The sequence below is a fragment of the Clostridium porci genome, from assembly GCF_009696375.1.
GTDB classification, from domain to species: Bacteria; Bacillota; Clostridia; order Lachnospirales; family Lachnospiraceae; genus Enterocloster; species Enterocloster porci.
This window is the reverse complement of the sequence record NZ_VUMD01000001.1, coordinates 59,387-79,600: the sequence shown is the minus strand read 5'-3', so window position 1 is coordinate 79,600 and position 20,214 is coordinate 59,387. Positions and strand designations below refer to the sequence as shown.

Here is a 20,214-nt window from a genome sequence, read left to right as displayed (position 1 = left end):
TCTTACCCATTTTACTCCTAACCAGCCTAAAATGCAATTCTATTTTTTTCTTTTATTTCCAATGGTTTTATGATATGATAAAAAGGCTGTATTAAAATAGGAAGGCAGGAGCTGCAGCTTTCAGCTATAAAATTACATCCTTTTTTATAAATCTATATACCTCAGCGAAAGTCCGTAAAACCGAGGGTTGACTGGTTGTGCTTTTTATAAACAAGAGAATGACTTTTCAATCCAATAATGCCATTATGATAGCTATATAGACTAAAAGTAGAAGTTGCAACCATTGGTTGACTAAATTTCAGCTCTAGTTGGTGGTTCGCAACCATAGCGAAATGATAGCATATAGGAGGAAAGATAATGACTTTATCAGATAGATTGCAGGCGTTAAGAAAATCACATAACTTATCTCAAGAACAATTAGCAGAAAAATTAGATGTTTCAAGACAGGCTATTTCCAAATGGGAAGGTGGAGTTTCCCAAAGTTAAAGATACCACATCAATCCCACGCGGACTTTTGCTCAACCGATACAGCCGGAGGGCTGGATAACAAGAAAAGGCGGTATGCGCCCCGTGGAGGGGTAGCGTACCGCCTTTTCTTGTGGGGGTTTCCAAAGGGGGCAACGCCCCCATTTGGCACACGACTTTGCGAAGCAAAGTGTAGTGTGTTATACGCTCTGCCGGCGTTGCCGTGAAAATGCCGTTGCCGCCGGGGAGGGCAAGGGCATTTGAAGCGGCAGGAAAACAGGGCTGTGCTTGCGTGGCGTGGAGCCGCAAGCGCAGGTCTGGACTCATCAGCAGACAGGGCGTATATGAAAGCCCCAGTTCCTCGTCCTACGCTCCAACTTGTGGACAAAGTGTCCCGAAGTTGTGGCCACACTCCCGGAAAAGTAGCAGGACAACGGGCAACCGTCAAGGCTGAAATGAACGGGTTTACACCCGGCCTTGACCTCCGCCCGCTGTCCCGCTGGATGGGTGGACAAGGCGGCCAATCCCTCAAAGTGCTTGGCCGCTCTCTTTCTGATTTTGAGGTATTCAGTTTTTCAAAATTGAATAATCAAAATAAATTTTTTCGATTGAAAAAATTTTATTTGTTATCATCTTCAATGCCATATTTTTTCTTTTGCCGAATCACATAATTACTGATTTTTTCATCATATAGTGGATACTGGTAATCCAACTGGCATGCCACTTCTGACGAAACCTCCCGGAACAATGCCATACATTGTTCAAAGGATTCCCACATATGGGGATAGGAATCCATATTATAAGTGGACATAAGTCGTTCCCACAATTCCTCTGGGACATATTGCTTCATAAATTTATAGTTTTTTCCCAAACTGAAATGAAATCCCTGTTTGATACCAATCAGCCAGGAAATCATGCGAAGCAATTCTTTTCGTACTATATCATTCATATGGTCAATAGCAAAAAGAATTTCTTTGCGGCATAAGCCCTTTACTACATATGTTGTAGTATTCCAAAATTCATTACAGCAATCGTCAAACATTCTTTGAGTAGGCTTCTGCAAGTGGTAGTCTATATCCGTTGGTATTGGCGGCTTTACGATACGGTTGTCTTTATCCAACAGTAACTTTACCAGTTTATCCCATGTAAAATACTCGTCTATCAGTTCCAGCGGCAGCAAAGTTAAATCTATCTTAACATCATCAGTAAACAGCATTAAATATGAAAATCCCTTTTCTACAGCTGGAAATAATTCCATATCTTCCGGCTTTTGCAGAATCAACCTTTCACCAAATATATCTAGCCATTTATCATCACTTGTGAAGCTGTCCATATCCGTAACAAAAAAAGTAATATCAAAATCCTGAAAATCATCAGGCGGAATATTTGTATTTGTTCTAGATCCTTCCAAAGTAACCATGCGAATGCGTTTGTCTGTTTTTGCAAAATTCAAAACAATATCATAAACTTCCTTTTCTGATCTCATTTTTATCTCCTCCAATTATTGAAATAGGTGTGAAGCCATTTTAGGGCTTTCCCGCCTTGATTACCCTTTAGCAAAGACGGGCGGGACTGTCAACGGCGGCGCATGAAATGCGCCGTTCATCTTGACCGTTGACTGGCTCGGCTGGCTTTGCTATCTTCCTGACAAATGGGAATGTCTAAGATAGTAAAGACGTCCCACATGCAACTCTTTCTTTTATTGCGGAAACCGTATCTTTAATTGTGAATGTAGTTGTGTCTATGACATTTGATTCATATACTCCCAAACCGGAAAATTGCTCCCACATTGTTTCCACTAATTCAATATTTGTTTTTCTATCTAATTTTGAGCGTTCCACAGCTCGCTTCATAGTTTCTTTTTTACTCGCTCTTAATACAATATAGTGTACCTCGTAATCTTCTTGGGCAAGAGCTTTCCATGGCTCCAAAAACCATGGCCCGACAATCCCATCTACAATTACATCATATCCGCCACGAGCATATCGCTTTGCAGCTTCTAAAAAGGCTTCAATGACAACCAGATTTTGCTCGTTGGATTCTGGCAAATGTGGTGGTATTGCGCCTTTGCTTAAGTAATGAAAAAAGTCATCGGTGTGCATATGCACTGATTTATCCATATCTGATTCCTTTGCGACAATTGACGCAGTTGTTGTTTTTCCTGTCCCCGGTGAGCCTGTAATCACAATAATTCTTCCTTGATTCATCTGTATTTTCCCTCACAATTCAAATTTATCACTTTGTTCCTGCCTGCTCAATCATCTTCTTCGCAAACTGCTGGAACATTTCAACAGTTTCTTTATCCATCGGTGTAAGCTGTCCGATCTGTCCAGCTATCATCGCCGTTACATCGTCAATGGAAAGTGGTTTTTGTTTCTGTTCCGCCAGTGCGTCCCGCATGGCTTGGAACATAGCGGCGGTCACAGCTTCTCCCGGCTGTTCCCCGTTGTCAATGTCTTTCTTAATGTCCCGCAGGATAGCCAGGAACACATTTTTGATTTTTTCAATCTCCGCTTCATGTTCCCCTATCTTTTGGGCGTTCAAAAGCTGTAAATCCTGCTTCGCTTCTGCCCGGTGTTCCGGGTGTTCTTTCATCAGGTCGGACAGGGAAGCCGTTGCCATCTCGATAAGCTGGTTTCTTGCTGTTATGCCCTTTGCCGCCGTATCCTGAAAATAAATCCGTATCAAATCTATCAGCTTAGGAAAATTCCTGTGTTCCAACAGGCGGTTGAGGATTTGCACATCAACAGCACCCGTCACAAGCCCCCTCACGGCTCCCTCGGACAAGCCTAATTCAGAAATATCGTAGCTTTTACGAACGCTCACGGTAGACAAGCCCAGTATGTAGTCTGTCGATACCTTAAATTCCTTTGCCACACCTATGAGAATATCACTGCTGACCGTTCTTGTTTCGCCGCTGACAATGCGGCTCAACTGGGAAGCGGAAACGCCTATCTTCTCCGCAAGTTCCTTTTGTGTGATGTGGTTCCCGTTGCATAAATCGGAAATCCGCTGTCCGGGCGTTCCGGGTAAAGCCATAGATACGCACCTCCTCCGCATACTTCCATTATACAGAATGATTGCAAAAATGCAATTTCCAAAGTGTAAACTTCATCAAAATGCAATTCTCGCAATATTCCGGGAATTGCATTTTTTTCGTGTAGACTTAGGGTAGTTCATCGATGGACGGCACCTTGAAAACAGAATGACCGTCCGAAAAGGAATACCCCGGCTGGGGAAGCACCGCAAGGAGTCGGACTTCGGGACAAAATGTCCCGAAGTTGCGAGGAGCGTGCCAACGCCGGAACACGCCGCAGGAATGGGGCAGGAAACCTTTTCGGGGAGAACGGCAACGGAAAGCAAAATGGAGGGAACGCATGAGAGATAACCCCTATAAAGACTTGCCGCCGCTGGAACGCAGGCCGGACGGTTCCCTTTACCGCATGACCCCGGCGCAGAGAAAACAGGCGGCCAGCCTGATACGCCGGGAGTGCTGTTGCTGTGAGGACGGCAACTGCATTGTCCTTGACGATGGGGACACCTGCACCTGTCCGCAGACGATTTCTTTCTCGGTCTGCTGTAAGTGGTTCCGCTGGGCGGTCTTGCCGCTGGACGGGACGCTGGAAGCGGAGATTTTCCGGGATAAGGACTTGAAACGCTGTGAGGTCTGCGGCGGTGTGTTCGTCCCCAAATCCAACCGGGCAAAATACTGCCCCGGCTGTGCCGCCAGAGTTCACAGGCGGCAGAAAACAGAAAGTGAACGGAAAAGGAGGTCTGCTGTGGACAGTTAGGAGCGAAAAAAGCCTTGATTTATCAGGCTTCGCAAGCCCCAAACCGGGGCTGGTGGTATAAAGTATCGCCCGCCCCGGAAAACGGGCTTCTAACCGTCCACAAAACGCACTATGACAAATACCATCTATATCCATCAGCCGGAAAAGGCGTTCAGCTTCACCCGGCTCCCGAATTTCCTCTTTGAAGCCCCCACATTCAAGCCCTTGTCCAACGAGGCAAAGGTTCTGTACGCCTTTATCCTGCGCCGGACAGAGTTATCCCGCAAGAATGGGTGGGCGGATGATTGCGGACGGATTTATCTGTACTATCCCATCTGCGAGGTGGTTGACCTGCTCCACTGTGGGCGGCAGAAAGCGGTAAACACCCTGCGGGAACTGCAATACGCCGGGCTGGTGGAGATCCAGAAGCAGGGCTGTGGAAAACCCAACCGCATTTTCCCAAAATCCTATGAAGCGGTTCCAAACACCGACTTCAAGAAATCCGGTTCTGGTACGCCGGAGGGCTGAAAACCGTACTTATGAAGTGAGGAAATCACTCCCCGGAAGTACGAAAACCGGACGGTATATAGAAATACAAAGATTAAAAAGATTTATTTATATTCTATCCATTCCAATCCTATCCGAGCTAATTTCTGCGGGATTTTCCCTGTGGAAAACCCCGGATAGGAAAGGAATGGGGAAAGGAGCAGAATGGCACAACACGCAATTTTGCGGTTTGAGAAGCACAAGGGCAACCCGGCAAGGCCGCTGGAAGCCCATCACGAAAGACAGAAAGAACAATACGCCAGCAACCCCGACATTGACACAAGCCGGAGCAAGTACAACTTTCATATCGTCAAGCCAGAGGGCAGGTACTATCATTTCATTCAAAACCGCATTGAACAGGCCGGGTGCCGAACCCGCAAGGACAGCACACGGTTTGTCGATACGCTGGTAACTGCCAGCCCGGAGTTTTTCAAGGGGAAATCCCCAAAGGAGATACAGGCGTTTTTCCAGAGGGCGGCGGACTTCCTCATTGGCCGGGTAGGACGGGAAAATATCGTGTCGGCGGTGGTACACATGGACGAGAAAACGCCCCACCTGCATTTGACCTTTGTTCCGCTGACAAAGGACAACCGCCTGTGTGCAAAGGAGATTATCGGCAACCGGGCAAACCTGACGAAGTGGCAGGACGATTTTCACGCCTATATGGTGGAGAAATATCCTGACTTGGAGCGTGGGGAGAGCGCCAGCAGGACAGGCCGGAAGCATATCCCCACCCGGCTTTTCAAACAGGCGGTTTCCCTCTCCCGGCAGGCAAGAGCCATTGAAGCCACACTGGACGGCATTAACCCGCTGAACGCCGGAAAGAAAAAAGAGGAAGCCCTCTCCATGCTGAAAAAGTGGTTCCCGCAGATGGAGAATTTCTCCGGGCAGTTGAAAAAGTACAAGGTCACAATCAATGACCTGCTGGCGGAGAATGAGAAGTTGGAAGCAAGGGCAAAGGCCAGCGAAAAAGGAAAGATGAAAGATACGATGGAACGGGCAAAGCTGAAAAGCGAACTGGACAATTTACAGCGGCTGGTTGACCGTATCCCGCCGGATATACTGGCGGAACTGAAACGTCAGCAGCGGCACACGGTAAAGGAAAGGTGATAGATATAAGCAGAAATTTTCGCCGCCTCTGTGCGGCATTGTACCTTGAAAACTGAATATGGAGGACACTGGATGGCAAAAAGTGAAAGCGATATTTTTACACCCCGAACAGGGCAGGTTATACAAGCAGAGAACGGCACGCAGTATTTTGTATGTGGGAACAACCGTATAAAAATCTCCGAACACTTCGCCGCAGGCGGGAAGCCCCTCGGTGATCTGATTGTAGATGTGGTGCGGCATACCGCAGAAAAAGCCGCTTCAACCTGATAGCCCATCATTGATAACACGCCCACGCTTATGATATAATTGCCATAGAGCAAAAGTATTGTAAGCGTGGGTTGTTTCTTTAGAAGGAGGATTTTTACGGTGAAACAACCTTACAATACTACGATTTACAACACGGCGCTTTATATGAGATTGAGCCGGGACGATGAACTGCAAGGAGAAAGCGGGAGTATTCAGACACAACGCATGATGCTCCGGCAATATGCCGCCGAGCATGGCCTGAATGTCATAGATGAATATATCGACGATGGATGGTCTGGAACGAACTTTGACAGGCCGGATTTTCAGAGAATGATTGATGACATTGAGGACGGGAAAATCAACTGCGTTGTTACGAAGGATTTATCCCGCTTAGGCAGAAACTACATTCTGACCGGCCAGTACACGGAAATCTACTTTCCCAGCAAAGGCGTCCGCTATATCGCTGTCAATGACAATGTGGACACCATCAACGGAGAGAATGAGCTTGCCCCATTCCTCAACATTCTGAATGAAATGCACGCCCGCCAGACCAGCAAAAAGGTAAAGGCGGCCATGCGGACACGGTTCGCAAATGGCGCACACTATGGAGCCTATGCTCCGCTTGGCTATGTCAAAGACCCAGATAAGAAAGGCCATCTTCTGATTGACCCGGAAACAAGGTGGATTATCGAAAAGATTTTTGACCTTGCCGTTCATGGCCGGGGAGCCGCCAGCATTACACGGATTTTGGTCGAAGAAAAAGTACCTACTCCCGGCTGGCTGAATTTCCAGAGATACGGCACTTTCGCAAATATCTATGCCGGAGCGCCGGAGGAAAAAGCCTATGCGTGGACGATAGCGCAGGTGAAAAGTATTCTGAAAGAGGAAACCTATATCGGACACAGCGTCCACAATAAGCAGACCAACATTTCATTCAAAAACAAGAAGAAAGTACGCAAGCCAAAAGAGGAATGGTATCGTGTGGAGAACACCCACGAAGCGATTATTTCCGAAGATGTGTTCCGTCAAGTACAGGAGCAGATTTGCAACAGGCGCAGACGGCAGAAGAACGGCACAACACAGATATTTTCCGGGCTGGTAAAATGTGCGGACTGCGGCTGGTCGCTGGCCTATGGTATGAACAGCCAGAACAAAAATCCCTATGCCCACTACCATTGTAGCAAGTACGGGCAAGGATTGCACCAGTGTTCCATGCACTATATCCGCTATGATGTGCTTTACGCCTATGTCCTTTCCCGTCTGCAATACTGGTCTGTGCTGGCACAGCAGGATGGGGACAAACTTCTGAAACGGCTACTTAACGCCAGCGACAAGGAACGCAATACTGCAAGGAAGCGGCAGACAGCCGAACTGAAAAAGGCGGAAAAGCGCAAAGCAGAAGTAGACACCCTGTTTGCAAAAATGTATGAGGACTGGTCTGCCGGACGCATTACAGAATACAATTTCAATATGCTGTCCGAAAAGTATCAGGGCGAACAGCGAGAATTGGACGTAAAAATTGAACGGCTTCACGAAGCGATGGAGACCGCCGCCCAGACAGCGGTTGACGCTGAAAAGTGGATAGGTCTGATGAAACAGTATGTCAATCCCACAGAATTGACGGCTGAACTTCTGAATACGCTGATTGAAAAAATCCTTGTCCATGAAGCGGTCAAAAGTGAGGACGGAAGCCGGGAACAGGAAGTGGAAATCTTCTACCGCTTTATCGGCAAAATCGAATGACACATCTTGAGATACCCAACAATATCTTTAACTAAGGGAAACGGGCCAAGCAAATCCAGACATCAATAATATTTTGAAGTTGAGTGATATTTATAAAGTTAGCACCGATTATATATTAACAGGCAAGGAACTCGATAATCAAATAGTATACAAGGATCATATTGTATATAAGGAAAAAAAGGGATTTAATAAATTACATGATTTGCCTGCGTCTATAAGAGTAGCACTCACGATATTTATAATTGCCTTTGGTGTATTTGTAGTAGTACCTGTACTTTTTGTTATATCAATGGAGCTATTAGGTTCCATATTTTAAGGAGGATTAAAATGTTTTTAGGGCGTATTATTTTGAGTAGTTTACTTATTCTTTGTTTATGTGCTTGTGGAAATGGGCATGACGGTATTTCTCAAAATAATTTGACCTTGACAAGCTCTACCTTTTCAAATGAAAAAAATGAAGATTTGAAAAATACGATAAACGATACTATGATGGCATTAAAAAATCTTGATATGGATAAATTTAATGCTTATACAAATAATAGGCAGATAATGGTTACTCCGTGGGGAACTGAAAATGTTGAGTATACTTTATTTGGGGAATTAAGTGAAGAAAAGGAAGTTGATTCCGACAAGGATTTAGTGTATCAACTTGACAATGAGATAATTAAAAACCTCTCATGGGAAATTTTAGATATTGTGCAGGATAATGATACTGCAAAACTGAAACTACGGATTACTAATTTGAATATGAAAGGTATTGTTCAAAGAGTTGAAACTGATTCTGAAATGATAGATGAAATTAAAAAAATACCACCGGATGACACAAAAGCTGTTGTTCTACAATTAGAAGCTGAAAGGCAAAATGAAAAGTGGATTTTATTAGTTGATGTAGATTTCGCAAACGCTGTTTCTGCAAATATCTGGGTTGTTGATACCGAAGATTACCTGAACAAAAATTTATCATATGATAATACAGGGAATACTGATTTTTTGCCTCAATTTGTTAGTAACTCTATTACATACGAGGGCGTTGCCAGTGTTTCAAAAGAACAAAAAATAGAAATCATTTCTGCTGCTGATAATGCAATTACTCAAATTATTGATTTGCATGAAATCACTGATTTTCTAAATCAAGAAGAAATGTATAATTGGATAATCGTTGAAAGTATACCGGAGAACTCCAAACCTATTCTTTCTATTGTAAGATATGCGTTAGAAAGAAAAACTATAAATCCTCAATTAAAAGAACAGTCAAGAGATATATTGTATCAAGCAGAAGATATTTATTATATTGAAGATGGGACAGCGTATTCATATACTGATATGCCAAATTTTGAGCTTCCGCGTTACTATGAAATACCATCTAATGTTGGAGAACATTTGAAACAATTTTTACAGTAAATATCTGTCAACTAAAAATAGACGTAGTATAGCTTATGGCTTCGGGCCAACTTGAGGCTGTTGACAAAGTGCCTGTTCATTCACTTCGAGCGGAAAAATGGCAGAACAACGTGCTTTCGGCACTCTCAACTCCCCTTCCCCTCACTCATGAGGGATTTGGGGGATTTTCCTTTGCAACTTTTTATTGTAAAACGTTCTTATGCATGATTACAACATTCTCCAAACTATTTTTTCTGGCCACTTTGAATACATCCAATATGTCCTCCGCCCTGGCAAACATGGTATGGATAACATCAACAGGATGATCCACCAAAAACAAAAAACTACATAGGCGGCGTCATGGCGAAGTCACACCTTCGCTCTTTTGCTATGCCATTTTTTATTTCTAGTCTATTATACACCATCTTTGTCGATTTGCGAAGTTTCCTAAAAAGTGAAAAATAAGAGGCATCTTCCTCACATACAGGAAGCGGCTCTTACTTGTCTAACTTCATAAGCTCATCTATGGCGCTCCCGATAGCAGGCAGGTATGTTTCCGAGCATAGTTACACCTTCTATTTCACTCGCTGTCATTGCTCTGTTTCTTCCTGCCGCAGCGCCGAGTTGAAATACTTTTCTGCCGGGAGGCTGCACAGGTGGAATAGCTGTACCACCAGCGGCATACATGGGATTGTTGCCTTTCATTCGATGTTCGCCAGATACCGGGGATCGACTCCGATCTTTTCCGCAAACTCTCTTCGGGGCATTTCCAACTTTTCACGGGCCGCTTTCACGTCAGAGCCAAAGATTTCAAAGCCGGGCATTGCTCTACCTTTTGCCATATTTTTATCACCTGCCACCATTGTATAGTTCATCAATAGGTTTGGGAATGATGTAGCAAAATACATGCCGCTATTTTATAGTTCCATTCCCTTGACTAAAAGATCCTAGAGAGCCGCATTTCTGAACGAATTTCTTATGTATGCGCTGAGAGGTTGAGAGAGGAACATCTGGATATTGGCGCATTTGAATTTGAAAAAGAGTAAATCAGAAAAAGCTGCTCGCATGACAGAAGATTATCGTGAGTGTATAAACATTCGCCCCGTTTGCCAAGTACTTTACGCCAAAGTATGGCGCTCCCTTTTAACTACGCGTGGCAACACACCGTATTTCTTTTGAAATGCCTCAGAAAAGTGGCTGATGTTTGTATATCCTACAGCAAAGGCAGCTTCACTTACATTACATATACCACTATCTAACAGATGATACGCTTTCTCAAGGCGCTGTTCCCTGACATATTCATAGACCGTTTTCCCGAAAAGGAGCTTGAAAGCCCTTTTTAGCTTGCAGTCATTCAAATTAACCAGGCTGGAGAGCTCAAGCAATGTGGGAGGCGATTCCAGTCGATTTAACAGAATCTCGCGGGCATATTTCAGGCTGTCCACTTCTGTTCTGGACAGGCCGCTCGCGCCCTTCCCACCACCATCATAAAGCAAGCGTTCTAGATTGATAGACAGGAGCTCCAAGACGCAGCTTTCGACCAACAGGCGGTTTATTGCATCGCGTTCACCTAAAAAACAACCGTCCAGTTTCCCCAAAATGCTTTCCTCTCGCATATCCATTCTACAATGATAGAATGCGTAATTCCTGTTCTGGAAATCCTGAAAAGAGATGTTGGATTTTCCACTAACGGCTTCACAAAATTCATTAAACGCACGGGGACTTGCCCAAATCGAATACAACCGTACATTTTCGCCTCTGTCATATTCAGCGTGTGCGCAAACGGAACCCATGAATCCAACCAATGCATGGCCGGGTTGCACTTCTACAAGAGTGTTATCCACCTCTCCGGAAATAGAACCCTTCCGAGTATAACTTAACTCAAACATAGGGGATGTGGTGGCAGTATCTCTTTTTGTTTTATCTGTGAATGTGCCAGCGGACATGATGATATGCAACTCTGGTCGTATGGGAAGTATCCGGCGCGGAAAAATATCCGAAGCTTCATATCGAAAAGGTGTGTACAACATTTATGTCATCCTTTCATAAGAGGTGTTTTCAGAAGATGTATAAGCTTAATTCTTCAAAAGATACAATTTTATTATAGTTATATAACGCTAACCAGTCAAGCCATTCTTTTATGGCAGGCATTCGCACAATCCGGCAAGGGGCAAAAAAGCTCCCTCTGCGGGCAGAAAAGAAGAATTGGATAGCCTATACTTATTTCGTCAGTTTGAACTGATAATTTTGCCCGCACGTTAGCTCAACCTAACGTGCGGTGCTATCGTATGGAGGAAATCAAAATGAAGAAGACTATAATTCTTGTCTTATGCCTTGTTCTCGTGCTTTCTCTTGCCGCTTGCTCCACAACGGGAACTGATACGCAGGGGTCGAAGGATACCGTTGTCGTTAAGGACATGAAAGGAGAAGTAACTATTCCCGCTGACCCTCAACGTATTGTTGATGTAGCAGGTTTGACGGAGGAGCTTTTGATTCTAAATATGAACGTGATCGCTTCGGCAAATACCAGCATGTTTGACGGCGTATCCGTTCCGGATCATCTGAAACAGGTATTTAGCGACAAAAATATTGAGGTCGTGGGAAATTACTCAGGAGCTTCCTCGACTGGCGACTTGAATCTTGAGAAAATCGCAGAATTGAAACCAGACCTCATTATTATGAACATCCGGCATGATAAGATCTATGAACAGTTACAAAACATAGCTCCTACGGTTATGATCGACGATAACATAAGCTATGTGAATTGGCGAGGCCGCTTTCAGCAGTTGGGCCAGTGGTTTCACAAGGAAGCTGATGTAGAAAAATGGCTTGCAGACTATGACGCCAACGCTGTCGAGCTTGCGGCAAAAATCAAGGAAGTCGTTAGCAATGAGACCTTTGCTGTCCTTGAGGCCAATTCTGTTCATTTTGGATCTTACTATGTCTATCGCACCGGGGGCCCCGGAGAATTGATCTATGACGAGCTGAAACTTGTTCCTTCGGCGGGCGTTCCAGAGGATGTCTGGGGAGAGGTCGTTGACGCCGAATACTTCTCTCTGATTGACGCAGATCATATCTTCTTTTTCAGCGATGACGGCACGGCTGGGGATACAGGAAACCTCGCTGCCTGGCAGAACCTAAAAGCTGTGCAAGCCGGAAATGTGTATTACGGGAACAATGAAGCACAGTACAACATGGCGTATACGGCCATGGGCAAGGCTCTCTATTTGGAAAAGCTCGCAAACGCTGTTTTGAATCACGGAAATGTTGAGTAATGGGGCAGATGCAACCGCAAAGAAGATTCAGACAAGAATGAGGTATCGACAGTCTGCCGCGTCATTTGTTCTTGTAATCATTGGATTGTGTCTGCTGCTCCTCCTTTCGTTTGCTTTTTCTGTTTGTACTGGAATAGCGGGCGGAAACATCAAAATCTTTGCAGACACCATGATGAGCCCTGCCAACGCTTCGGATATTGGCAAGATCATGATTGATATGCGCATGCCAAGAGCATTGGCCGCCTGTCTTACAGGGGCGGCCTTTTCTCTCTCCGGCGCTGTAATGCAGGGGCTTTCCCGCAATCCATTGGCCGACGCCGGGCTTTTGGGGATCAATGCGGGAGCCGGATTCTTTGTTGCGCTATCCGTTGTATTCCTGCCTGCTGCTCCGAGCATCGTTACCATACTTTCGGCCTTTGCCGGAGCCACTTTTGCGGTGATCCTGGTCTATGGATTTGGCGTAGGAAAGCGAAAAACGGAATCGTTCCGGCTGATTCTTGCGGGTGCTGCGATTTCAGCTTTACTTACCGCAATGAGCCAGGCTGTCTCCCTTGCCTTTGGGATTGCAAAAGCTCTCTCCTTTTGGAGCGCAGGCAGCTTGTCTGGAATCACATGGCAAGGCTTGAGGCTGATTGTTCCGTTTATTGTTGTGGCCGGGATTATTGGGTTTACACTCTCCGGGCACTTATCGGTACTGGCTCTCGGAGAAGACAGCGCTATCGGACTTGGTATCAACGTCCGAAGCGTCAGGTTGATCGGTATCCTTGTGGTGCTGCTTTTGGCGGGGGCAAGCGTTTCGCTTGTGGGGGGTATATCTTTTCTTGGATTGATTGTTCCGCACATTTCCCGCTTTCTTGTCGGTGGAGATTACCGGAGGATACTGCCCGTATCTGCTCTGCTGGGCGGCATTGTGCTTGTCTTGGCGGATGTGGCAGCTCGGACAATAAACGCCCCTTTCGATACACCTGTTGGGGCGCTGGTATCCATGATCGGCGTTCCTGTCTTTTTTGCACTCACCTATCGAAAGGAGGCAAGAACCCTATGAAAAGAGCGCATAAGCACTGTCTGATACCTCTTGTTCTTCTGCTGATGATAGCAGTGGGGGTGCTTTTGTCTGTGAACAGCGGCTACGCAAAAATACCGTACCCGACAGTTTTTCAGAGCTTATTGCAGCCAGGCTCAGGTGAGGTGTCTGTGGTGGTCGTACAGTTTCGTCTCCCTCGCATCACGCTTTCGCTTTTGTGCGGGATGGGACTGGCTCTCTCCGGATGTGTTATGCAGACAGTGACGGGAAACCCACTTGCCGATCCGGGGATATTGGGCATCAATGCCGGGGCGGGCTTTGCCGTCATGTTGTTTCTGGCATTCTTTCCGGCACTGCATATTCGCACAATGGTATTTCAGCCGATCTTTGCCATAACGGGTGGGCTTTGCACAATCGGAATACTTTATCTCTTTGCGAAACGGAAAGGGAAACTTCACCCGGCATATTTCTTGCTGGGAGGAGTCGGTCTTGCGGCGCTCTTTTCATCTTTCATGTTGATGATGGCTGCCAATATGGATAACAGCAGCTATCAGATTGTCGCAAGGTGGCTTGCAGGGAATATGTGGGGAACAAGCTGGTATCAGGTCAAGGCTTTGCTGCCTTATTTGCTCCTTCTGCTCCCGATTCTTTTTACAAGAATGAATGTCCTGGACATCCTCACCTTGGGGGAGAATCCTGCTCTGTCCTTGGGTGTCCGCGTGGAGACGGAACGAAGGCTTCTCCTGTTTGCCTCAGTTGCCCTCACGTCTGTATGTGTTTCCGTCAGCGGCGGCATCAGCTTTGTTGGCCTTGTCTCCCCGCATATAGCACGGCGATTGATTGGTGGCAGGCATCGAATTTTAATGCCTGTATCTATGCTTTTCGGTGCATTGATGCTGCTTTTGGCAGACACGCTTGGCCGTTCAGCATTTCAACCCCGCGAAATCCCTGTTGGGATCGTAAGCTCCGTGCTCACAGCCCCGTATTTTCTGTTTTTACTTCGTAAGCGGTTTTGAAGGAGGAATATCTATGCAATCTCGAATGCAGGCAAAAGGATTATCTGCCGGTTACAATGGCAAAAAAGTATTCAGAGAGCTTAATTTAGATGTCCCTGAAGGCAAAATCACAACGCTGATCGGGTCAAACGGCTCCGGAAAATCCACCATTTTGAAAACCCTGTGCCGCATCCTTTCTCCCGATTCCGGATATGTGTATCTGGATGGGGAAGCAATTCATAAAATGCCGGCAAAAACCGTTGCACAAAAACTTGCACTCCTACCACAAGGGGCTCACCCCCCCTCCGGCATCACGGTAAATGATCTCGTTGAATATGGACGATTCCCTTATCGCTCATCCTTAGGAGGACTGAGTATGCAAGACAGGGAGATCGTTGAATGGGCGCTTGCCAGCACAAACATGACCGAGCTTTCCTATCGTGAAATGGATCAGCTCTCAGGAGGACAGCAGCAGCGAGCATGGATCGCTATGGCGCTTGCACAAAAAACGGAGCTGTTATTTTTGGACGAGCCAACCACATACCTGGATATTTCTCATCAACTGGATATTCTGTATCTCTTACGCAAGCTCAACCAGGAGAGCGGTGTCACTGTTGTAATGATCCTTCACGATCTGAACCACGCCATAATGTTTTCCGATTATCTTGTAGCGATAAAAAACGGAATGTTATATGCTTCCGGCACGCCGGCGGAGATCATCACCCCGCAGACCTTGCGTGAAGTGTTTGATGTTGAGTCGGAGGTTATCAACCATCCGATATTAAATGTCCCTGTGTGTCTCCCATACAGGACAACAGAACATACAGAGACTGCGCCCCCATTATTATGTTCGCCTATATGCTGACGGTCAATCCGATTATGTCGCTTTGCCTCTTGGCCCCGCTTGTCAGGGGATTGCCATGGCGGTTACAGGGAAACAAATGGCAGAATACCACCGTTTGCAGGGAAAGCTCAATTCCGCGGTTATGCAGTTTATCGACGGCATGCCGGTTATGAAAACCTACAGTCTGACCGCAGAAAGCTATAAGGACTTTGCTGGCGCGATGCCCTTGACAAAGAAAGCCTGTCGGAAGGCCGCCGGCGCAGTATAAGGCAAATCAGATACGTTCCTTTTGCGTCGAGCCAGAAGGCGGGTGCGCCATGACGCTTTTTCTATGGAGAAAGCCGAGCGATCAACACCGCGCTGCAAAGCAAGCGTAGCGGCTTTGTGGGCGACGACAGCGCAAAACACCTAATGATACTCCCCATTGAACGCCCACACAGCATTGCGCGGCGCACTCACAAGCATGGGCCGAGGTGAAACCCCTGTGAGGCTGTTGCTAACAGCCGTCCGATTAAAGCTCATTTTCTCTATTTCTATTAACCTTTTTCGCATTTTAGAAAGGAGATAACTCTATGGATAGAAGAAACGAGTATCCGCTGCCCCGGCGCTGCACAACAGCAAGGGACTATACCCAGCGGACAGAGATGGAGAGGAAAAAGTACCTATCCACCTCAAAATGACTTTGACTATACGGGAAGTGGCTGAATACAGCAATATCGGTATCAACAAGATTGATACCATGTTGGAGCAGCCTAATTGTCCGTTTGTGCTGTATATCGGTACGCGGAAGCTGGTTAAACGAAGAGAATTTAAGGAATATATCCAGAGGGAACTTTCTATATAGAGAAACTTACAATTACAATGCGGTATTATTTGCCGAATTAGATTGAAAAATCGGAGTCTTTATGCTATACTTTATAGTCGCGTTGGACTCTTTTTTGTAGAGAAAGGAGTCCGGTATGGGAAAAAATTTAAAAGGCAAAGGTGGTTCAATTATTGGGTTGACAATATTATTTGTGACCTTGCTCTGAACACAAAGCGGAATTATTGAGAACGTTATAAATGGAATATTCAGCCAGTGAGCGGGTCTATGTGCATAGCTGATGTAAAACCCATACACTGCAAAGCGGTTCTAAATCGAATGGAAACCCCTTATGCAGGGTCAACCATTCGACAAGCGTATATCACAATTGAAAAATGTTGAAAGCAGCGGCACGTTCGCACAAGTACAGACAGTATGCGTTACTTTTGGAAACGGGATTGAGGACGGCTGAATTGATAGGCCTGACATGGATCGCCGTTGATTGGAATAAGCAACTCTGACAGTCAACAAAAGCCTTGAATATCGACATGACCGGGGCTATTGGCGTTCTGGCCCACCGAAAACAAAGTCATGTTACGGACGAGTCCCTTGTAAATGCTGTTCATCAATTTGAAACAGTTACACCCACAGTTGAAAAAAGGTGTAAAAAGGGTGTAATAAAAATATAGAGAAAGGCGAAAACTCCGTAAAATCAAGGGTTTTCAGACAGGTAAAGATAAAAATGAAATTAGGTATCGTAGGACTCCCAAATGTAGGTAAAAGTACGCTTTTTAACTCTCTGACAAAGGCAGGAGCAGAATCTGCCAACTATCCCTTCTGTACCATTGACCCCAATGTAGGCGTAGTGCCTGTTCCTGACGAGCGTCTGGATAAGCTGACCGCCATGTACCATTCCGCAAAAACTACTCCCGCTGTCATTGAATTTGTAGATATCGCGGGCCTGGTAAAAGGCGCCTCCAAAGGCGAAGGTCTTGGCAATCAGTTTCTGTCCAATATTCGGGAGGTAGATGCTATCATTCACGTAGTCCGCTGCTTCGATAACCCCAACGTCATTCATGTAGACGGAAGTGTAAATCCTCTGAGGGACATCGAGACCATTAATCTGGAACTTATTTTCTCCGATATTGAGATGCTGGAACGGCGGATTGCCAAGCAGTCCAAAGGAGCCTTCAACAACAAAGAGCTGGCAAAGGAGGTGGAGCTTTTAAAAGCCTTAAAGGCCCACCTGGAGGAGGGCAAGCTGGCCCGCAGCTTTAAAACTGAAGATGAAGATACTGCCGAATTTATCAATACCCTTACCCTTCTTACCTGGAAGCCTGTTATTTTCGCAGCCAACGTAGCTGAGGATGACCTTGCAAATGACGGCGCAGATAATTCCTATGTACAGACAGTCCGTAGCTTTGCAGCTGAAAGCGGCAGCGAAGTATTCGTAATCTGCGCTGAGATCGAGCAGGAGCTGGCCGAACTGGAGGATGAAGAAAGGGCTATGTTCTTAGATGACTTAGGTCTTACAGAATCCGGCCTTGAAAAGCTCATCGCAGCCAGCTACCGCATCCTTGGCCTGATGAGTTATCTCACAGCCGGCCCACAGGAAAGCCGCGCATGGACCATCAAGGAAGGCACAAGGGCTCCTCAGGCGGCAGGAAAAATTCATAGTGATTTTGAACGCGGCTTCATCCGCGCCGAAGTCGTAAGCTATGATGACCTGATGAATTGCGGCAGCATGGCCGCAGCCAAGGAAAAAGGACTCGTGCGCTCAGAGGGTAAGGATTATGTGATGAAGGACGGAGATGTAGTGCTCTTCCGCTTCAATGTATAAAAGCATGAAATTACATTTATTGGAAATGAAACGAAGGCCTGATATGTCAACAAAGTCATGAGGATGTCCCAAACGTCGATTTAGCATTAAAGTCTTCCCGGATATAGCATTTGAACAGGCACTCTCATGGCCTCAGAAGAAAGATAAGCTGCTTTCCAGTAAACTAAAAACAACCGGTACTCCATAAGCCAGGACTGGAGTATACCGGTTGTTTTTATATATCCTTACGGCCCTTTCAGCTCCTGGGCCTCATTGCGCTGCTTCTGTTCCTTTAGAACCAGCCTTACACAGCTGATCACCTTATCCTCCATGACTTCAATCTCATAATCCGCTTCCGAGGTGGACAGCGTCAGCGGAAGCTGCTGCGGGTTTGGAATATACCCAAGCTGCTCCATGAGATAACCAGACAGCGTATCGCAGATACTGTTTATGTTTAAAGGAAGGGCTTCATTCAAATCAAATATGGAAATTCCCCCGGATACCTGGTAGGTACTGTGAGGTATCAGCTCAACAAACTGCGGCTCCACCTCCTCATACTCATCGTGAATCTCCCCTACGATTTCCTCAATTAAATCCTCCAGAGTTACCAGTCCCGATACACCTCCGTATTCGTCAATCAGAATGGCCAGCTTCGTCTTGCTCCTCTGCATTTCTTTAAAAAGCACGTCGGTTCTTCGGTTTTCCGGCACAAAGTAGGGTTGCTTTAAAAAAGGCCGTATATCTATGTCCTGAATAGGCTGCTTTCTAGCCTGAATCATCAGATCGCTCACTGACAAAATACCGATTATGTTATCGATCTCTCCTTCATACACCGGGATTCTTCCATGCCTGGACTGAAGGATCTTATCAATATACGATTCCAGCGACTCCCCCCCGTTAATTACAACCATATCCTGCCTGGGCACCATGACCTCCTTAGCCCGCTTGTCATCGAAGGAAAAAATAGACGTAATCATTTCCTTCTCAATATCGTTGAACACTCCATTTTCACTGCCAGTTTTCAGCATGGATTTAATCTCCTCCTCTGACACCTCCGTCTCCAGAGCCTCCTTGTGCATACCGATCAGCTTTAAAAAGCCGCTGGTAGACAGAGACAGCAATCTGATAAAGGGATTCATAATCCGGGAAATACGGTAAATGGGACGGACGCAAAACAGACTGAAAGCCTCCGCCTTCTGAAGGGCCACACGCTTTGGTACCAACTCTCCAAATACCAGATTAAAATAGGCGAGGATAAGCGTCACCACAAAGCCTGCGGCTGCCTGGCTGTAGGGTATATTCAGCCGGGCCATACGCACTGCCAGTACCTGGGCAATGCCTGTGGCCGCCGATGCGCTGGAGAAGAATCCAGCCAGGGTAATCGCTACCTGGATGGTGGACAAAAATACCGTAGAGTCCTCCATCAGCCGCTGGATCAGGGCCGCGTTTTTATTGCCCTGCTCTGCCAGACGGTGAATTTTGTTCTTGTTCACAGATACAACCGCCATCTCGGAGCCTGAAAAAAAGGCATTGATAAGGGTCAGTATGACAAGAATGGTGATTTGTAACAGAATATTGGCCGCTTGAGGGTCAGATTCCATTGTCTGCTATTCCTCCTTTACATGTTTCAATTCAGACTACATCCGTTATTATACCTGAACTCATGCTGATTGTCTGCTAAAATTTTATAAACATGGGGAGGATCGGTTCAACAAGCAATTTTATGAGACTCATAAGTAGCCTTAGAGACTGCTCCTGTACACCTTAAAAAGCCTCTCAAAGAAAAAGATTTACGATACCGGCCAGAACAGATACCGTTACCAGTATTTTAGCAGCCATAAAGCTTTTTTGTGTTTTCCCTATTATCTGCACAAGGATCGCAACAGCGCTGAGCCCTCCCAGCCCCCATCCTGTCACTACCTCCCCCATAAAGCCCGGAGGGGTACTGGCGCTGTTCATATATGCAGTTGCCATACCTAGCCCTGCAAGAAAATAAAAAATAACCTTTGTTATTTTCTCACTTTTCAGCAAAAAAAGGAGCAATATTCCCAGCACACTTACAACACTCATGGATAAAAATACAATCACCAGCATATCTAACGAAGTTAAAATCATTTCCTCATTTCCTCTCTTTCTTTTGGCTTTGTTTGCCTTTGATGAGAGTATCGTAGCAGGAATTTATAAAAAAAGTTAAG

22 protein-coding genes are annotated in these 20,214 nt (G+C 45.8%); 15 read left to right on the top strand and 7 right to left on the bottom strand.

What is annotated here, in order from left to right:
* Positions 1-357 precede the first annotated feature (357 nt).
* Both FYJ39_RS00370 and FYJ39_RS00360 read left to right on the top strand, forming a co-directional pair.
* Positions 358-486, top strand: a complete 129-nt coding sequence (locus tag FYJ39_RS00370) for a helix-turn-helix transcriptional regulator (RefSeq protein WP_154470488.1) — start codon at positions 358-360, stop codon at positions 484-486.
* Positions 487-725: 239 nt separating this feature from the next.
* Complete coding sequence (locus FYJ39_RS00360) at positions 726-1,136, top strand: hypothetical protein (RefSeq protein ID WP_002334817.1); 411 nt, start codon at positions 726-728, stop codon at positions 1,134-1,136.
* Here the strand turns inward: FYJ39_RS00360 and FYJ39_RS00355 are convergent.
* The 3 genes from FYJ39_RS00355 to FYJ39_RS00345 form a co-directional block, all read right to left on the bottom strand.
* Positions 1,085-1,951, bottom strand: a complete 867-nt coding sequence (locus tag FYJ39_RS00355; RefSeq protein WP_001255868.1) for an aminoglycoside 6-adenylyltransferase AadE — start codon at positions 1,949-1,951, stop codon at positions 1,085-1,087. The genes FYJ39_RS00360 and FYJ39_RS00355 overlap by 52 nt on opposite strands.
* A gap of 175 nt (positions 1,952-2,126) precedes the next feature.
* Positions 2,127-2,672 carry an AAA family ATPase gene (locus FYJ39_RS00350; protein ID WP_001071501.1) on the bottom strand — a complete coding sequence of 182 codons (546 nt, stop codon included), beginning with the start codon at positions 2,670-2,672 and terminating at the stop codon, positions 2,127-2,129.
* A 28-nt stretch (positions 2,673-2,700) separates the two neighbouring features.
* Positions 2,701-3,504, bottom strand: coding sequence for a helix-turn-helix domain-containing protein (locus FYJ39_RS00345; protein ID WP_002334816.1), 804 nt, complete (start codon positions 3,502-3,504; stop codon positions 2,701-2,703).
* Between the two features lie 338 nt (positions 3,505-3,842).
* Between FYJ39_RS00345 and FYJ39_RS00340 the strand changes: the two genes are divergently transcribed.
* The 6 genes from FYJ39_RS00340 to FYJ39_RS00310 all read left to right on the top strand — a co-directional run bounded on the left by FYJ39_RS00340 (position 3,843) and on the right by FYJ39_RS00310 (position 9,281).
* A complete protein-coding gene (locus tag FYJ39_RS00340) occupies positions 3,843-4,256 on the top strand; it encodes a cysteine-rich VLP domain-containing protein (RefSeq protein WP_002588751.1) in 414 nt (137 codons plus the stop codon).
* Positions 4,257-4,367: 111 nt separating this feature from the next.
* Positions 4,368-4,763 (top strand): replication initiator protein A, encoded by a 396-nt coding sequence (locus FYJ39_RS00335; protein ID WP_002588752.1) that lies wholly within the window; start codon positions 4,368-4,370, stop codon positions 4,761-4,763.
* 183 nt (positions 4,764-4,946) lie between these two features.
* The gene (gene mobV, locus FYJ39_RS00325) at positions 4,947-5,891 is read left to right on the top strand and encodes a MobV family relaxase (protein WP_002334814.1); all 945 of its coding nucleotides are present in this window, start codon (positions 4,947-4,949) and stop codon (positions 5,889-5,891) included.
* 72 nt (positions 5,892-5,963) lie between these two features.
* A complete protein-coding gene (locus FYJ39_RS00320; protein ID WP_002334813.1) occupies positions 5,964-6,158 on the top strand; it encodes a hypothetical protein in 195 nt (64 codons plus the stop codon).
* A gap of 99 nt (positions 6,159-6,257) precedes the next feature.
* A complete protein-coding gene (locus FYJ39_RS00315; protein WP_002334812.1) occupies positions 6,258-7,880 on the top strand; it encodes a recombinase family protein in 1,623 nt (540 codons plus the stop codon).
* A gap of 327 nt (positions 7,881-8,207) precedes the next feature.
* On the top strand, positions 8,208-9,281 hold the full coding sequence (locus FYJ39_RS00310; RefSeq protein ID WP_154470487.1) for a hypothetical protein: 1,074 nt from the start codon (positions 8,208-8,210) through the stop codon (positions 9,279-9,281).
* 680 nt (positions 9,282-9,961) lie between these two features.
* Here FYJ39_RS00310 and FYJ39_RS21425 read toward each other — a convergent pair.
* Complete coding sequence (locus FYJ39_RS21425; protein WP_353847326.1) at positions 9,962-10,102, bottom strand: helix-turn-helix domain-containing protein; 141 nt, start codon at positions 10,100-10,102, stop codon at positions 9,962-9,964.
* A gap of 276 nt (positions 10,103-10,378) precedes the next feature.
* Positions 10,379-11,290 (bottom strand): helix-turn-helix domain-containing protein, encoded by a 912-nt coding sequence (locus FYJ39_RS00300; protein ID WP_154470486.1) that lies wholly within the window; start codon positions 11,288-11,290, stop codon positions 10,379-10,381.
* Between the two features lie 273 nt (positions 11,291-11,563).
* On the opposite strand from FYJ39_RS00300, the gene FYJ39_RS00295 reads away from it, so the two are divergent.
* From FYJ39_RS00295 to ychF, 7 genes are all read left to right on the top strand, one after another.
* On the top strand, positions 11,564-12,535 hold the full coding sequence (locus tag FYJ39_RS00295) for an ABC transporter substrate-binding protein (protein ID WP_154470485.1): 972 nt from the start codon (positions 11,564-11,566) through the stop codon (positions 12,533-12,535).
* Positions 12,536-12,572: 37 nt separating this feature from the next.
* The gene (locus FYJ39_RS00290) at positions 12,573-13,580 is read left to right on the top strand and encodes a FecCD family ABC transporter permease (RefSeq protein ID WP_154470484.1); all 1,008 of its coding nucleotides are present in this window, start codon (positions 12,573-12,575) and stop codon (positions 13,578-13,580) included.
* On the top strand, positions 13,577-14,575 hold the full coding sequence (locus tag FYJ39_RS00285) for a FecCD family ABC transporter permease (protein ID WP_154470483.1): 999 nt from the start codon (positions 13,577-13,579) through the stop codon (positions 14,573-14,575). Before FYJ39_RS00290 ends, FYJ39_RS00285 begins: the two co-directional genes overlap by 4 nt.
* Before the next feature lie 13 nt (positions 14,576-14,588).
* Complete coding sequence (locus FYJ39_RS00280; protein ID WP_154470482.1) at positions 14,589-15,419, top strand: ABC transporter ATP-binding protein; 831 nt, start codon at positions 14,589-14,591, stop codon at positions 15,417-15,419.
* Between the two features lie 55 nt (positions 15,420-15,474).
* Positions 15,475-15,666 carry an ABC transporter ATP-binding protein gene (locus tag FYJ39_RS20390; protein WP_195840345.1) on the top strand — a complete coding sequence of 64 codons (192 nt, stop codon included), beginning with the start codon at positions 15,475-15,477 and terminating at the stop codon, positions 15,664-15,666.
* 408 nt (positions 15,667-16,074) lie between these two features.
* On the top strand, positions 16,075-16,242 hold the full coding sequence (locus FYJ39_RS00270) for an excisionase (protein WP_154470481.1): 168 nt from the start codon (positions 16,075-16,077) through the stop codon (positions 16,240-16,242).
* Positions 16,243-16,942: 700 nt separating this feature from the next.
* Entirely contained in the window at positions 16,943-18,040 is a 1,098-nt protein-coding gene (gene ychF / locus FYJ39_RS00265; RefSeq protein WP_154470480.1) for a redox-regulated ATPase YchF, read from the top strand.
* 224 nt (positions 18,041-18,264) lie between these two features.
* On the opposite strand, the gene FYJ39_RS00260 is transcribed toward ychF, so the two are convergent.
* Together FYJ39_RS00260 and FYJ39_RS00255 are read right to left on the bottom strand one after the other, a co-directional pair.
* Positions 18,265-19,620 (bottom strand): hemolysin family protein, encoded by a 1,356-nt coding sequence (locus FYJ39_RS00260; RefSeq protein ID WP_154470479.1) that lies wholly within the window; start codon positions 19,618-19,620, stop codon positions 18,265-18,267.
* 175 nt (positions 19,621-19,795) lie between these two features.
* Positions 19,796-20,134 carry a hypothetical protein gene (locus FYJ39_RS00255; RefSeq protein WP_154470478.1) on the bottom strand — a complete coding sequence of 113 codons (339 nt, stop codon included), beginning with the start codon at positions 20,132-20,134 and terminating at the stop codon, positions 19,796-19,798.
* Positions 20,135-20,214: the final 80 nt, after the last annotated feature.